Here is a 13778-nt window from a genome sequence, read left to right as displayed (position 1 = left end):
TCACCGTCGGCCCGTTGCCCGGACGACCAGCCTGGCACGGACCGGCTCAACGATCGGTGACGAGCGACCGGGCCGCCGCCCGCGCCGCCGTCACGGCGGACTCGGGATCAGCGGCGCACACGGTGACGTGACCCAGCTTGCGTCCGGGACGGTGCTCCTTGCCGTAGAGGTGGACCTTCGCCCCGGGGCTCGTGAGGGCGGCCCGCAGCGCCGCAGCGGGATCGGGCGCCTCGGGACCCCCGAGGACGTTCACCATCGCCGCGGCCGGGACCCGGAGGCCGGGATCTCCGAGGGGGAGGTCGAGGATCGCCCGGAGGTGGTTCTCGAACTGGGAGGTGGTGCACGCCTCGATGCCGTAGTGACCCGAGTTGTGGGCGCGCGGGGCGAGCTCGTTGACGAGCAGTCGATCGCCCACGACGAAGAACTCGACGGCCAGCATGCCGACCGCGTCGACCGCCTCGGCCACGCGCCGCGCGAGGCGACGAGCCTCCTCGTCGAGCTCGGGGGCGACCCCCGAGGGGACGACCACCTCGTGGCAGATCCCGTCCACCTGGTGGGTGCGCACCGTCGGCGAGACCACGGTGCGACCGTCGGCGGCGCGGGCGACCTGCACGGCCAGCTCGGCGTCGAGGGCGAGCACGGGCTCCACGACGAGCGGCACGCCGTCGGGGAGGCCGGCCAGGACCGGGCCGGCCTCGTCGGGGCGCTCGAGCCACCAGACCCCACGGCCGTCGTAGCCGCCCCGTGCGGCCTTCACGACGAGGGGCCACCCGAAGCGGGTGCCGTGCTCCTCGACCTCGGCCACGGTGGTGGCCAGACCGTAGAGGGGCACCGGGACGCCAGCGGCCTCCATGGCCTGGCGTTGGGCGGCTTTGTCGGCGGCGATGGCGAGCGTCGCGGACCCGGGCCGCACGACATGGCCCGCGGCCTCCCAGCGGGCGACGATGCGGGCATCGACGAGCTCGTGGTCGAAGGTGATCACGTCGGCGTCGGCGGCGATGGCGGCCACCACGGCGTCGTCGTTCCAGTCGCCGACGAGGGCGCCGGGGACCGCACGCGCCGCACAGTCCTGCGATGAGGCGGCGAGGACGCGCAGTTCGACGTCGAGCGCAGCAGCGGGCGCGGCGGTCATCCGGGCGAGCTGACCGGCGCCGATGAGCACCACCACGGGACGCGCGCCCTTGTACGCTCCCGGCGTGTTCCCGTCCGTTCCCGACGCAACCGGCGTCGGCCCTTCCCGAGGGGGCGTCTCGTGAGCGACTCCGCTGCGTCCTCCTGGACCTTCCTCACCAACCATGCCCACGTCCTGATCTGTATCGCCCAGGACCCGGAGTCCCGGTTGCGTGACATCGCCGAGCGGGTGGGGATCACCGAGCGCTCGACGCAGTCGATCGTGGCAGATCTGGTGGACGGGGGGTATCTCGTGCGCACCCGCGTGGGCCGCCGCAACCACTACGAGGTCCACGCGGACCTGCCGTTCCGCCATCCGATCGAGCGGGACCACCAGGTGGGCTCGCTCATCGAGCTCATCGGGCTGCGGGCCGACGACGCCTCGGGCTGAGCCCTGGGAGCTCGGTCCCGTCGTGACGACGACGCGCTGGCGCCGCGCGACGGGACAGGCGACCATCGGACCATGACCTCCCTGCCCCTCGTCGTCGGCGTACCCCGCGAACGCAAGGCCGAGGAGCACCGCGTCGCGCTCACCCCCGACGGCGTCCGGGAGCTCTCCCAGCACGGGGTGGAGGTGCTCGTCGAGGCCGGCGCCGGGGTGGATTCGTCCATCCCCGACGATCACTACCGGCGAGCGGGAGCCACGGTGATCGACGATCCCGACGAGCTGTGGTCCCGGGCGGAGCTGGTGTGCAAGGTGAAGGAGCCCTTGGCCGCCGAGTTCCGCCACTTCCGGCCCGGGCTGGTGCTGTTCACCTATCTGCACCTCGCCGCCTACCCGGCCGTCGCCGACGCCCTGGTGGCCGGCGGCGTGACCGCGGTCGGCTACGAGACCGTGACCGACCGTCACGGGGCCCTGCCCTTGCTCGCACCGATGAGCGAGGTCGCCGGGCGGATGAGCATCCAGGTCGGCGCCCACCTGTTGGAACGCCACAACGGCGGTCGGGGCGTGCTGCTCGGCGGTGTGCCCGGCGTGCGCCCCGCGCAGGTCGCGGTGCTCGGGGCCGGCACCGTGGGCTGGAACGCGGCGTGGATGGCCGCCGGCCTCCAGGCCGAGGTCCAGTTGCTCGACCGGGACATCGACCGGCTCCGCCAGGCCGACCACATCCAGATGGGTCGAATCACCACCCTCACCTCCAACCGGGGGGTGGTGGAGCGGATCGTCGCCGAGGCGGACCTCGTCATCGGCGCCGTGCTCGTCCCCGGCGGGAGGGCGCCCACGCTGGTGACCGAGGAGATGGTCGCCGGCATGAAGGCCGGGAGCGTCATCATCGACATCGCCATCGACCAAGGCGGCTGCGTCGAGACCTCGCGGGAGACCACGCACGCCGATCCGGTCTTCGAGGACCACGGCGTGCTCCACTACGCCGTCGGCAACATGCCGGGGGCCGTGCCCCACACCTCTACTCGCGCCCTCACCAACGCCACCCTGCCGTACCTCGTGGCGCTGGCGCGGCTGGGTCCGGCCGCCGCCGTGCGGGAGGACGCGGGGCTCGCCGCCGGCGTGAACGTGGCCGGTGGCACCGTGGTCAACCCCGCGGTGGGCCGGGCCCTGGGTCGGCCGGTCGAGGACGTGCACGCGGTCCTCGACCGGGGGTAGCCCCCGGAGGTGGAGGCCGAACCGACCCTGCCGGGCGACGTCGGGGCGTGTGACGACTGACCGTCGATATCGCCTCGCCACGGGGGTCGGGTGCCCGTACCCTTCAGGTCGTTGGCACCGGGATCCCCCCTCCCGAGCAGCCACATTGGTCGAGAAGATCTCCCCCCGATCGCTCGATCCGACGACGCCCCCCGCCTCCCCCGGCCGGGGGCGTCGGCATTTCCGCCCCGTCGCGCCGGGGGCGGCCGCCGCGGTCCCGGCGGGTAGCCTCGGCCGCCGCGCCGACGGGAGGGGACCAACCATGGCGTCGTTCCGGAGCCAGGTGCGCATGGCGTGCGATCCCGCCGTCGCGTGGGCGCTCGTGTCCGACCCGGCCCGCGTCGTCGAGTGGTTCCCCGGGATGGACGAGGTGACCGTCGAGGGGTCCGTCCGCACGATCCGTCTACGCTCCGGTCTGCCCCTGGTGGAGGAGGTCGTCAACGTCGACCGACGTCTGCGGCGGTTCCAGTACCGGATCGTGGGGCCCCTCCCGATCGAGCACCACCTCGGGACGGTGGACGTGCTCGACGACCCGGGTGGCTGCCTCGTCGTCTACTCGACCGAGATCGCCCCCGATCCGCTGGGCTTCGTGATCGACGGCGCCACCGCGGCGGCCCTCGAGGAGCTCCGGCGGGTCGCCGAACGAATCAACGACGACGCGCCGGTGGGTGCCGCCCCGACGCAGGAAGGACCCTGATGGGCCGCAAGATCCTCCTCGTGACCACCGACCAGATGCGCTACGACGCCATCGGGGCCAACGGCGGGGCGGTGGCGCGCACCCCGGTGGTCGACGCCCTGGCCGCCGAGGGCATCGCCTACGACCGGGCCAGCCCGTCGAACGTGGTCTGCATGCCGTCGCGAGCGACGATCGTGACGGGCCAGCACGTCGGGCACCACGGGGTGTGGATGAACGGGGTGCCCCTCCCGGCCGACGCCCCCGACGTGGCCGGGGTGCTGTCGGCGGCGGGGTACCGCACCGCGCTCATCGGCAAGAGCCACTTCGAACCGATGCTCGACCCGTTCCTCCGCTTCGCCGAGAACCGCCTCGCCGCCGAGGCCAGCACCGGCCCGAACCGGGGGTTCGACCACATGGAGCTGGCCACCCACGGCGCGGTGGGCTTCAACCACTACGCCGCCTCGATGCGCGCCGAGCACCCCGAGGCGCTCGGCGGCTTCTTCCAGGTGCTGGACCGGGACCTCGAGGTGAGCGGTGATCCGGGTGGCGACACCGGCGCCCCCCAGGTGAAGCTCAACCCGATCGAACGGGGGTGGTATCACACCGACTGGGTGGCCGACCGCACGATCGCCTGGCTCGACTCCCTCGACGACGACGCCGACTGGTTCTGCTGGATGAGCTTCCCGGACCCCCACCACCCGTGGGACCCGCCGGCCTCCGAGCGGTCCCGCGTCGACTGGCGTGACCTCGACCTCCCCGCCGGGTACGTGGCCGACGCGGTCGCCCGGGAGGCGATCCTCGACGACCGCGGACGGCAGTGGCGCCTCTGGTACGACGGCGAGCTGGTGAGCAACTACGAGGCGCCGGCGCGTTGGGTGCCGGCCACGCTCACCGCCGATCAGGTCCGTGAGGTGAACGCGTTGACCCACGTGGAGAACGAGCTCATCGACGAGGCTCTCGGCCGGGTGATGGGCCGGATCACCGAACGGGGCTGGGGCGACGACCTCGACGTGGTGTTCACCACCGATCACGGGGAGTTCCAGGGGGACTTCGGGCTGTTGTTCAAGGGGCCGTACCACGTCGACTCGCTGATGCGCCTGCCGCTGGTGTGGCGCCCCGCACCGAGCGCCGGGCCCGCGCCGGCCCGGGTGACGGCCCCGGTGGGTCTCGTCGACCTGGCACCCACGTTCTGTGCCATCGCCGGCGTCGAGGTGCCCGTGTGGATGGACGGGCGTCCGCTCCCGGTCGATGACGCCGACGCCGCACGAAGAGGCTTCGAGCGGGTGCTGACCGAGTGGGACAGCCGCCAGCCCGACGGCACCGAGGTGCACCTGCGCACGATCACCCGCGACGGGTGGGTGTGCACCGCCTACCGGCCCGGCACGGTGCACGACGGCACGGAGGGCGAGCTGTTCGACCTCGTGCACGATCCGCTCCAGCAGGTCAACCGGTGGGACGACCCCGCCCTCGCCGCACTGCGATCGGACCTGCTGGCCGACCTCGCCGACCACCTGGTGGACTCCGACCAGCACCTCCGCGTCGAGTCCCCCGTCTGAGCGAGGCGCTGACCACGGACGAACCCGGGCGACACCGGGAAAGCGCCAGCGACCGGCGTCGCACCGCGGCGCTCCGCGCCGCCCGGATCAGCGCCAGACCCCACCACGGACGAACCCAGGCGACGCCGGGAAAGCGCCAGCGACCGGCGTCGCACCGCGGCGCTCCGCGCCGCCATCATCACAGCAGCTCGGCGAGGGTCTCCAGGGTGGCGGCGCGCTCGGCGAAGGTGACGGCCACGAACTCCGTGGCCCCGGCCTCCATGATCCGTTCGATGCCGGCGCGGACCTCGGCGGCCGAGCCCACGATGGCGACGTCGGCCGGGCCGTCGGCACCCTCGCGGTCGAGCATCGCCCGGTAGGAGGGCAGGAACCCGTACATCTGGAACTGCTCGGCGGCCTGGCTGCGAGCCGCACCCTCGTCGTCGGTGACGCACACGGGCAGTGCGCACACGATCCTGGGCTCGGGTCGACCGGCCTCGGCGGCGGCGGCGCGGATGGTGGGGGCGGTGTGCTCGGCGATGGTGGCGGGTCCCGTCATCCAGGTGGCGGTCCCGTCGGCCATCCGGCCGGTGACGTTGAGCATCTGCGTGCCGAGGGCGGCGACGAGCACCGGGACGGGCTCGGCGTCGGGGATGTCGAGGGCCAGCTTGGCGGTGAGGGTCTCGCCCTCGAACGACGCCGCCTCACCACGGAGGAGCGGCAGGAGGATCGACAGGTACTCGCGGAGGTGGCGCACCGGCTTCTCCCAGGGGATGCCCAGCATGCCCTCGATGACGAGCTGGTGGGACAGGCCGATGCCGAGGGTGAAGCGGCCGTCCGAGACCTGCTGGAGGGTGAGCGCCTGGGCGGCCAGCATCATCGGGTGGCGGGGGTAGGTGGGCACGACACCGGTACCGAGCTCGATGCCGGGGACCTCGTGGGCGGCCACGGTCAGGGCGGTGATCGTGTCGATCCCGAAGATCTGGGGCATGACCACCGAGGTGAAGCCGGCGTCGGCGGATGACCGGACCTGGGCGACGACCTCGTCGACGGTGGCGGGTTGGATGAAGATGCCGAGACGCACGAGGGCTCCTGGAGGTTCGCGGCGGCGGGCCGGACGGCCGCGCCGGTCGTGACGCTAGCGAGCGGCCGCGGTGGGCGGGGCGGGGGCGGTCGCGGTGGGCGGGGCGGGGGCGGTCGCCGTCAGTCGTCGCCGCGGACGGGGCGGCGGTCGCGCTTGCGGGCGGCCTGACGGCGCTTGGCGTCGAGTCGGGCCTCGACCGCACCCCGTCGTGGGGTGGTGGCCCGCCGGGGCGGCGTGGTGCGCAGCGCACCGGCCAGCGTCCGCCGAAGTCGTTCGGCGGCGAGTCGGCGGTTGCGGAGCTGTGATCGCTCGTCGTCGGCCGCGGCCGTGACGACGGGACCGAGGCGGTCGAGCAGCCGTCGACGGTCGGTGGGTCGCAACGACGGCGAGGTGGTCACGTCGAAGCGCACCTCGGCCCTCGTGTGGGCCCGGTTGGCGTGCTGGCCGCCCGGTCCGCCGCTCGGGCCGAAGCGCCACTCGAGCTCTCGGGCCGGGATCCGCAGCGCCGCCGACACGACGAGGTCGTCATCGGTCGCCACGGGTCGAGCCTACGCTCGGCCGATGACCGGCACGGAGTGGATCACGGCCTTCGCGGAGCGCCTCGGCGTCCCGGCCCCCGATGACGACACCATCGAGACCCTTCTCGAGTTGGCCAGCGTGGCCGCGCACGCCTCGGAGCGCCTCGCCGCTCCTCTGGCCTGCCACCTCGCGGGGGTGACGGGCACGGCCCCGGCCGACGCCCTGGCCGCCGCCCGGGCGCTGGCCGCCGACCCCCCGGGCTGAGTCGTCGACCGGCCGGCGACGACCGTCAATCGGCGCCGTCGTCGGGGATCGGCTCGTGCGGGCCGACCCGGGCCCGACGCAACCCCGCAGCCCTGAGGCGGCGAACCAGTTCGCGACCGTCGACCGCCTCCGCCCCGAGGGCGAGCGCGTCGGCGCGCAACTCCTCGGGGACGTCGTAGTGGTCGCCGTGGAAGGCCCGCACCGGGAGGCCGAGGCGCTGCGCGAAGCGGTGCAGCTCGTCGTGGCTGACGTCGCTGACCATGTGGGCCCAGCGCCGACCGCGCCAGGTCCACAGCGGAGGGTCGATGAGGATGCTCACCACTGCTCCGAGCCGGCGCCGGACGCCCCGGGAGTCACGGAGGGTCCAGGCGCCCGGGGCGTCCCGGCGACGATCCCGGGAGGGAGGGACCACGGGTCGCGGGGGAGGCGATCGGGGTCGAAGCGCTCGAGGACCACCGCAGGGGTGACGGGCTCACCCGCCTCGGCGAGACCCAACGACGCCGCCAGCCACGAGAGCACCACCGCCGGCCCGCGCCCGAGCACGGCCTGGTCGGCGAGGGTGACCGAGCCGTGCCGCTTGGCGAGGCGTTCGCCGTCGGGTCCGGTCACGAGCGGCACGTGGGCATAGGCGGGACTGTCCCACCCCAGCCAGCGGGCGAGGAGGATCTGCCGCGGGGTGGTGCCGAGGAGGTCGTCGCCCCGGACCACCTCCCCGATCCCCTGGTCGTGGTCGTCCACCACCACCGCCAGGTTGTACGCCGGGGTGCCGTCGGCGCGACGGACGACGAAGTCGTCGACGATGCCGCGGCACGGTCCGGCGAGACGGTCCCGGAACGAGATCTCCGCGGCGTCGGCCCGCACCCGCAGGGCCGCCCGCCGCCCCTCGGCCTCACGCGCCGCCCGGCCGTGGGCGTCGAGGCCGGCGCACGTGCCCGGATAGGCGACCTCCAGAAGTGGACCCTGGGGTGCCGAGGAGGCCGCCTCGATCTCGGCGCGGACCTCGCGCCGGGTGCAGTAGCAGGGATAGGTCAGCTCCTGCGCGACGAGTCGTTCCACGACCTGTTCGTGGCGGTCGCGGAACGCCGACTGGCGCACCACCGGTCCGTCGTGGTCGAGGCCGAGTACCGCGAGGTCGGCGAGCGCCGATCGCTCGTGCTCGGGCCGGGCGCCGACCTCGTCGAGGTCCTCGATCCTCACCAGGAACCGGGCGGCGTCGTGACGCGCGAAGAGCCACGCCAGCAGTGCGGTGCGCAGGTTGCCGAGGTGCAGCGGCCCGGTGGGGCTCGGCGCGAAGCGACCGTCCGGCACGGCTCAGAGGCGGGCGGTGATCTCGGCCCACAGCGTGGCGTAGGCCTTGGCGGCCCGGCTGTGGGGGGCGAACGTCGCGACGGGCGCCCGGTGCACCCCCATCCGCTCGACGTCGGTGGCCGAGGGGATGCGGGTCTCGAGGAGGTCGGGGCGTTGGGTCCTCAGCTCCTCGAGCAGCTCGCGGTGCAGCTTCTTGCGGGCGTCGACCATCGAGAAGAACCCCAGCACCTGGAGCTTCTTCACGACCTCCGGGTGGTCGGCGACGAAGGCCTCGAGCTGGTCGAAGGTCCTCGCCGACAGCGTGGTGGGGATCATCGGGACGACGAGGGCGTTGGACGCGCGGAAGACCGCCTCGGAGGCCAGCGAGATGCTCGGTGGGCAATCGAGGATCACGATGTCGTAGTCGGCCTTCAGCGGGGCCAGCAGCTTGCCCAACCGCCCCAACGGCTTCTTGGCGTCGTCGAGCATCAGGTCGAGGTTGCGGTAGGAGAAGTCGGCGGGGACGAGGTCGAGGTTGTCGTAGTCGGTCCCCTTGATGGCCCGATCGAGCTCCCGCCGGCCCTGCACGAGCGCCTCGCCACCTCCCTTCACCTTGGGCTTGACGCGGAAGTAGAAGGTGGCCGCGCCCTGCGGGTCGAGGTCCCACACGAGCACCCGGTGGCCCTCGAGCGAGGCCCGGTGGGCGAGGTTGACCGCTGCGGCGGTCTTCCCGACACCGCCCTTGATGTTGTAGGTCGCGAGGGTCTTCACCCGTTGTCCTCCGGGACGTCGATGAGGCGGCGGAAGACCCGCCGGATGTCGGGATGGTCGAACGCCGCGAAGCGTTCGGCGAACGAGGCCCGCGCCGCCCGGCCCCGGTCGTCGAGGTGCTCGACGACGGCCCCCATGGCGAGCAGCGTGGCCGCCGGGACGTCGCCGCGGGCGAGGAGTCGGTCGCCGAAGCCGGCCAGGGCGACGGCCTGGACCTCGGTGTCCTGGAACTCGCCGAGGCAGTCCTGCAGGCCCTTGAGCGCCTTCACCGCCACCGCCACGCCGGCCGGGTCGAGGAGGGAGCCGAACGCCTCGAGCAGGTAGCGCAGGCGCTTGGCGTCCTTGCGCAGGTCGTGGAGGGCCTCGGCGGCGACGTCGTCGTCGATGCGCCGGCCGTCACGCACCACCCGCTTCCAGGCCGTGGCCAACCGTCCGGCGACGACGGCGGGGGCGGGGCGGGCGGCGTCGGCGCCGGCGCCGGTCCACGGGTCGGCGAGGAAGCGGTCCCACGCCTCGACCAGGTCGTGGTAGCGGTCGGACCCGAGGTGGGCGGCCAGCTCGGCGTGGGCCCGACGTTGCTCGTCGACCATGAGGTCGCGCAGTGGTCCGAGGTCGGCCACCCGTCCGGGCGGGAGGCCGGCCATGAGCTCCGGGAGGTCGAGGAGGTGCACGTCGGCGTCGCGGGTGGGGGTGGTGATGTCGCCCAACCACTTGAACCGGGCGCGCCAGTGCGCCCGGTCGTCGGGGGGCAGGACCCGGGCGCCCTCCTGGAGAACCGACCGGGTGCGGCGCACCGCCACCCGGAAGTCGTGGAGGAACTCGCTGTCGGTGTCGGCGAGGGTGCCGTCGAGGTTGGCGGCCATCGTTGCGGCAAGGGTCGTGAGGACGGTCCTCCAGGCCGTCTCGGCGTCGATGGCGGGGTCGAGGGCGAGGCGGAGCTTGGAGCTGAGGTAGGGCGGCGCGCCGAGGGCGGCGCGGGCGAGGTCGACGAGCGGCGCGGCGACGGGCTCGAGCGTCACCTGGGCGGCCAGCAGCTCGCCGAGCCGAGCGGCATCGCGGTCGTAGCCCCGGACGGGGACGAGCTCCACGATCGTCGGCAGCGTGGCGGACCCGAGCAGCGTGCTGTTGTCGAGCACGACGCGGACGGTGGTCTTCCCCTCGTCGTCGTGCAGTGCGAACGTGAGGAGCCGGCTCATCACCTCGGCCTGCGCGAGCAGGGCTCGCATCTCGATGAGCTCGGCCAGCCGTTCCGTGCCCGGCGCGCCGGGGAGGTCGCCCGCGAAGCACGGGCTCCCGACCTCGACGGGGGCGTCGACGGCCGCCAGGGTCTGGCCGGTCTCGATCGACGTCCAGATCAGTTCGGGCTGGCGCCGCCCGGCGACGGGGGTACGCACCTCCAGGACGGTCCCGGCGCCCCGGAGGCGGCCGTCGGCGGTGTCGAGGAAGGTGCGGCGCGCCGCCTGCTGGGCGACCTCCACGAGTCCGGCCCGCTCGGCGACGGCGGAGAGCAGGATCTCGGGATCACCGTCGGCGACGACCACGAAGCGCTGCAGCTCGCTCAACCAACGACCCTTTCGCCGTCACGGAACCGCCGACACTACCGGGGCGCGGTGCGCCGGGACTCAGCGCTCGATGCGCTCGGCGATCAACCAGGCCAGCCGGTCGCGGTCGGGGTGCTGGAGCACGACCCGCCACGGGCTCTCGAGTCGGGTCTCGACCACGAGCACGTCGTCGTCGCGATAGCAGTCCCACAGCTGTCGGGATCCGGGTCGACCCCTCGTGCCGAAGTGCCCGGTGGCGAAGGCCCCCGGCAGGTACCCGCCGCCGATCCGCCAACCGAGGTCCGCCCGGAGGTCGGCCTGGCGCGCCACGCGTGCGTCGGTGATGTCGGCGATCGGCAGCACCAGGCGGCCCTTGAGGGCGAGGATCCGGTCGAGTCCACCGAACTCGACGACCACCTCGTCCTCGTGGACGACGACGGAGACTCCCATGGGACCGAGGGTACGGGGCGACGAGCCCCCCGCCACCGGAGGAGACCGATGTCGCCCGGCCCCCGGCGAACGATGGTCAGTGCGGCAGGTCGCGGAAGGCGGTGGTGCGGTCGTTGCCCGGCTCGCGCGGCAGCCCGAGGACCCGCTCGCCGACGATGTTGCGCTGCACGTCCTCCGTGCCGCCGCCGATGCGGGCCATCCACTGGCCCATGAAGGTCATCGACTGCCAGTAGCCGTCGTCGGGGGCGTCCTCGCCCCACAGCATCCCGGTCGGACCCTGGATGGCCTCCACGAGGTCACCCTGGAAGGCGAGCCGCTCGGACACGGCGATCTTCATGACCGACACCTCGGGGCCCGGGGCGATGCCCTTGCTGGCCGCGGTGCGCACCCGGTAGCCCATGTACCGGCCGATCTCGAAGCTCGTGTAGAGCTGGGCGAGACGCTGGCGGAAGGTGGGGTCGTCGGTCACGCCGAAGCGCCGGGCGAGGCCGAGGACGCTGTCGAAGCCGTTGGCGTGGCCCGACCCGATGTCGGCGCGCTCGCTGGTGAGGGTGGTCATCGCCACGCCCCAGCCGGCGTTCTCCGGTCCGAGGAGGTTGGCCACCGGGACGCGGACGTCGGTGAGGAAGACCTCGTTGAACTCTGCGGCACCGGTGGCCTGGCGCAGCGGACGGACCTCGATGCCGGGGGTGCGCATGTCGAGCAACAGGTAGCTGATGCCCTTGTGCTTGGGGACGTCGAGGTCGGTGCGCACGAGCAGCATGCCCCAATCGGCGACATGGGCCGACGAGGTCCAGACCTTCTGTCCGTTGACGACGAACTCGTCGCCGTCGCGTACCGCCCGACAGGCGAGCGACGCGAGGTCGGAACCGGCGTTGGGCTCGCTGAAGAGCTGGCACCAGACCTGCTCGCCGTGGAGGATCGGGGAGAGGAACTCCTGCTTCTGCTGCTCGGTGCCGTGCACGATGATCGTCGGGCCGACCATGCCGGTGGCCTGGGCGAACATGCCGGTGGGCACGTCGTAGCGGGCCTCCTCCTCGAGGAAGATCCCCTGGAGCAGTCCGGTGAGCCCCCGCCCGCCGAACTCGACGGGCCAGGTGAGACCGGCCCACCCGGCCTCGGCCTTGGTGCGCTGCCACTCCCGGCAGGCCTTGACGTGGGCCTCCTCGTCCTCGGCCATCGTGCTCATGACCACCCGGATGGCACCCGGGGCCTTCGGCTCGGCGTGGCTGGACAGGAACGACCGGCACTCCTCGCGGAAGGCGGCTTCCTCCGGTGTCTCGTCGAAGTTCACGGTCGCTCCCCCTGCTGGCCTGGTGCCGACATCATGCCGCGACGGCCCGAGGCGGCCCAAACGCGCGCTCGGTCAGCGACCGCTCCACCGCGGCTCGCGGCGCTCGAAGAACGCCGTGACGCCCTCGACGGTGTCGTCCGAGGCACGGATGACGGCCTCGGCGCGCTCGGTGAGCGCCCAGCCCACCTCGTCGGGTCCCTCGTGGAGGCCGTCGAGGATGCGCATCGTCTCGCGGATCGCCACCGGCCCGTTGCGACAGATCCGCTCGGCCAGGGCGACGGCCTCGGCGCAGGCCCGGCCGGGCGCGGTGACCCGGGCCACGAAGCCGAGGCGCTCGGCGCGCTCGGCGTCGATCGGGTCGCCGGTCAGGAGGATCTCCCGGGCGACGTTGAGGGGGAGGGTGCGCACCGACCGGAACACCCCGGCGCAGACCGGGACGAGGCTGCGCTGCACCTCGGGGAGGCCGAAGCGGGCGGTGGTGGAGGCGACGACGAGGTCGCAGGCGAGGACGATCTCCATCCCCCCGCCGAGGGCGGGCCCTTCGACGGCGGCGAGGAGCGGCGTGGTGCGCCTGCGGCGGATGACCCCGTACTGCCCGCCCCGCTCACTGGCCGACATCCCGGCCCGCAGGTCGGTGCCGGCCGAGAAGACGGTTGCGGTGCCGGTGATCACGCCCGCCCAGAGCTCGGGGTCGTCCTCGAGCCGGTTGAGGGCGGCGTCGATGCCCGCCGTCATCTCGGGATCGACGGCGTTGCGCTTGTGCTCCCGGTCGAGGTGCACGACCAGCACCCGGTCGTGCACCTCGGTGCGCACGGTCGCGTGCCCGTCGTGGTCCCTCTGCTGGTCGTCGTCCATGACCCCTCCCCTCGCCGTCGCAGTCTCGCGGGCCCGGCGGCGGTGTGCGCCCGAGGGCGGCGGGTGGCGTCGGTACCATCATCGGGTGGACCGCGAGGGGCCCGATCGGGTCGGGGTGTACCCGGGCTCGTTCGACCCGGTCACGGTGGCCCACCTCCACGTGGCCGAGACCGCGCTGCGCCAGTGCGGCCTGGTGCGCGTGGACCTGAGCATCTCGGTCGACGCCCTCGGCAAGGACGCCGCGACGCTGACCGCGGTGGACGACCGCATCGCCGAGCTCGCCCGGTTGGCGGACCGGCGACCGTGGCTCGGGCTGCGGTCGACCCCGGCCCGCCTGCTGGTCGACGTCGCCGCGGGCTACGACGTGGTCGTGGTCGGGGCCGACAAGTGGCACCAGCTCCTCGATCCCGCCTGGTACACGTCGGTGCAGGCTCGGGACGAGGCGCTCGCCCGACTCCCCGTCGTGGCCGTGGCCCCCCGCCCCCCGTGGCCGCTCCCGGACCCGCGGGCCAAGCTGGTGGAGATGGTGGAGGTGGTGGTGCTCGACACCGACCCGGCCCACCACGGCGTCTCGGCCACGGCGGTGCGCCAGGGACGTCACGACTGGCGGGCCCGTCCCTGACCGACATCTCCGGTGGGGGTGACGTCGCGTGCGGACTCGGCGGCCGGGACGGCCCTGCGGGCGCGGAAACC

Annotated in this window: 16 protein-coding genes; 6 read left to right on the top strand and 10 right to left on the bottom strand. The window is 73.6% G+C overall.

What is annotated here, in order from left to right; all coding sequences use genetic code 11:
* Nucleotides 1-46 precede the first annotated feature (46 nt).
* Nucleotides 47-1168, bottom strand: a complete 1122-nt coding sequence (locus MUE36_07390) for a 5-(carboxyamino)imidazole ribonucleotide synthase (GenBank protein MCU0310748.1) — start codon at nucleotides 1166-1168, stop codon at nucleotides 47-49.
* 84 nt (nucleotides 1169-1252) lie between these two features.
* On the opposite strand from MUE36_07390, the gene MUE36_07385 reads away from it, so the two are divergent.
* From MUE36_07385 to MUE36_07370, 4 genes are all read left to right on the top strand, one after another.
* Nucleotides 1253-1561, top strand: a complete 309-nt coding sequence (locus MUE36_07385; protein MCU0310747.1) for a winged helix-turn-helix transcriptional regulator — start codon at nucleotides 1253-1255, stop codon at nucleotides 1559-1561.
* 72 nt (nucleotides 1562-1633) lie between these two features.
* Complete coding sequence (ald, locus tag MUE36_07380) at nucleotides 1634-2770, top strand: alanine dehydrogenase (protein ID MCU0310746.1); 1137 nt, start codon at nucleotides 1634-1636, stop codon at nucleotides 2768-2770.
* A 301-nt stretch (nucleotides 2771-3071) separates the two neighbouring features.
* The gene (locus MUE36_07375) at nucleotides 3072-3506 is read left to right on the top strand and encodes an SRPBCC family protein (GenBank protein MCU0310745.1); all 435 of its coding nucleotides are present in this window, start codon (nucleotides 3072-3074) and stop codon (nucleotides 3504-3506) included.
* Nucleotides 3506-5041 (top strand): sulfatase-like hydrolase/transferase, encoded by a 1536-nt coding sequence (locus MUE36_07370; protein MCU0310744.1) that lies wholly within the window; start codon nucleotides 3506-3508, stop codon nucleotides 5039-5041. The genes MUE36_07375 and MUE36_07370 overlap by 1 nt, the downstream gene beginning before the upstream one ends.
* Nucleotides 5042-5219: 178 nt before the next feature.
* On the opposite strand, the gene MUE36_07365 is transcribed toward MUE36_07370, so the two are convergent.
* Together MUE36_07365 and arfB are read right to left on the bottom strand one after the other, a co-directional pair.
* Entirely contained in the window at nucleotides 5220-6104 is an 885-nt protein-coding gene (locus tag MUE36_07365) for an LLM class F420-dependent oxidoreductase (GenBank protein ID MCU0310743.1), read from the bottom strand.
* Nucleotides 6105-6223: 119 nt separating this feature from the next.
* Nucleotides 6224-6643 carry an aminoacyl-tRNA hydrolase gene (arfB, locus tag MUE36_07360; protein MCU0310742.1) on the bottom strand — a complete coding sequence of 140 codons (420 nt, stop codon included), beginning with the start codon at nucleotides 6641-6643 and terminating at the stop codon, nucleotides 6224-6226.
* Nucleotides 6644-6665: 22 nt separating this feature from the next.
* On the opposite strand from arfB, the gene MUE36_07355 reads away from it, so the two are divergent.
* The gene (locus MUE36_07355) at nucleotides 6666-6887 is read left to right on the top strand and encodes a DUF6457 domain-containing protein (protein ID MCU0310741.1); all 222 of its coding nucleotides are present in this window, start codon (nucleotides 6666-6668) and stop codon (nucleotides 6885-6887) included.
* Between the two features lie 25 nt (nucleotides 6888-6912).
* Here MUE36_07355 and MUE36_07350 read toward each other — a convergent pair whose 3' ends face one another.
* The 7 genes from MUE36_07350 to MUE36_07320 all read right to left on the bottom strand — a co-directional run bounded on the left by MUE36_07350 (nucleotide 6913) and on the right by MUE36_07320 (nucleotide 13085).
* Nucleotides 6913-7206, bottom strand: coding sequence for a DUF4031 domain-containing protein (locus MUE36_07350; protein MCU0310740.1), 294 nt, complete (start codon nucleotides 7204-7206; stop codon nucleotides 6913-6915).
* Nucleotides 7203-8195 carry a tRNA glutamyl-Q(34) synthetase GluQRS gene (gluQRS, locus tag MUE36_07345; GenBank protein ID MCU0310739.1) on the bottom strand — a complete coding sequence of 331 codons (993 nt, stop codon included), beginning with the start codon at nucleotides 8193-8195 and terminating at the stop codon, nucleotides 7203-7205. The genes MUE36_07350 and gluQRS overlap by 4 nt, the downstream gene beginning before the upstream one ends.
* A 3-nt stretch (nucleotides 8196-8198) precedes the next feature.
* A complete protein-coding gene (locus MUE36_07340; GenBank protein MCU0310738.1) occupies nucleotides 8199-8945 on the bottom strand; it encodes a ParA family protein in 747 nt (248 codons plus the stop codon).
* Complete coding sequence (locus tag MUE36_07335) at nucleotides 8942-10507, bottom strand: CHAD domain-containing protein (GenBank protein MCU0310737.1); 1566 nt, start codon at nucleotides 10505-10507, stop codon at nucleotides 8942-8944. Before MUE36_07335 ends, MUE36_07340 begins: the two co-directional genes overlap by 4 nt.
* Before the next feature lie 60 nt (nucleotides 10508-10567).
* On the bottom strand, nucleotides 10568-10936 hold the full coding sequence (locus MUE36_07330; GenBank protein MCU0310736.1) for a hypothetical protein: 369 nt from the start codon (nucleotides 10934-10936) through the stop codon (nucleotides 10568-10570).
* A gap of 76 nt (nucleotides 10937-11012) precedes the next feature.
* Entirely contained in the window at nucleotides 11013-12230 is a 1218-nt protein-coding gene (locus MUE36_07325; protein MCU0310735.1) for an acyl-CoA dehydrogenase family protein, read from the bottom strand.
* A 72-nt stretch (nucleotides 12231-12302) separates the two neighbouring features.
* Entirely contained in the window at nucleotides 12303-13085 is a 783-nt protein-coding gene (locus MUE36_07320; GenBank protein MCU0310734.1) for an enoyl-CoA hydratase-related protein, read from the bottom strand.
* 85 nt (nucleotides 13086-13170) lie between these two features.
* On the opposite strand from MUE36_07320, the gene MUE36_07315 reads away from it, so the two are divergent.
* Complete coding sequence (locus MUE36_07315) at nucleotides 13171-13707, top strand: hypothetical protein (GenBank protein ID MCU0310733.1); 537 nt, start codon at nucleotides 13171-13173, stop codon at nucleotides 13705-13707.
* Nucleotides 13708-13778: the final 71 nt, after the last annotated feature.

This window comes from Acidimicrobiales bacterium, from assembly GCA_025455885.1.
Classification (GTDB): Bacteria; Actinomycetota; Acidimicrobiia; order Acidimicrobiales; family Acidimicrobilacustridaceae; genus Rhabdothermincola_A.
The sequence above is the reverse complement of the archived record's forward strand: the minus strand, read 5'-3'. Positions and strand labels throughout refer to the sequence as shown.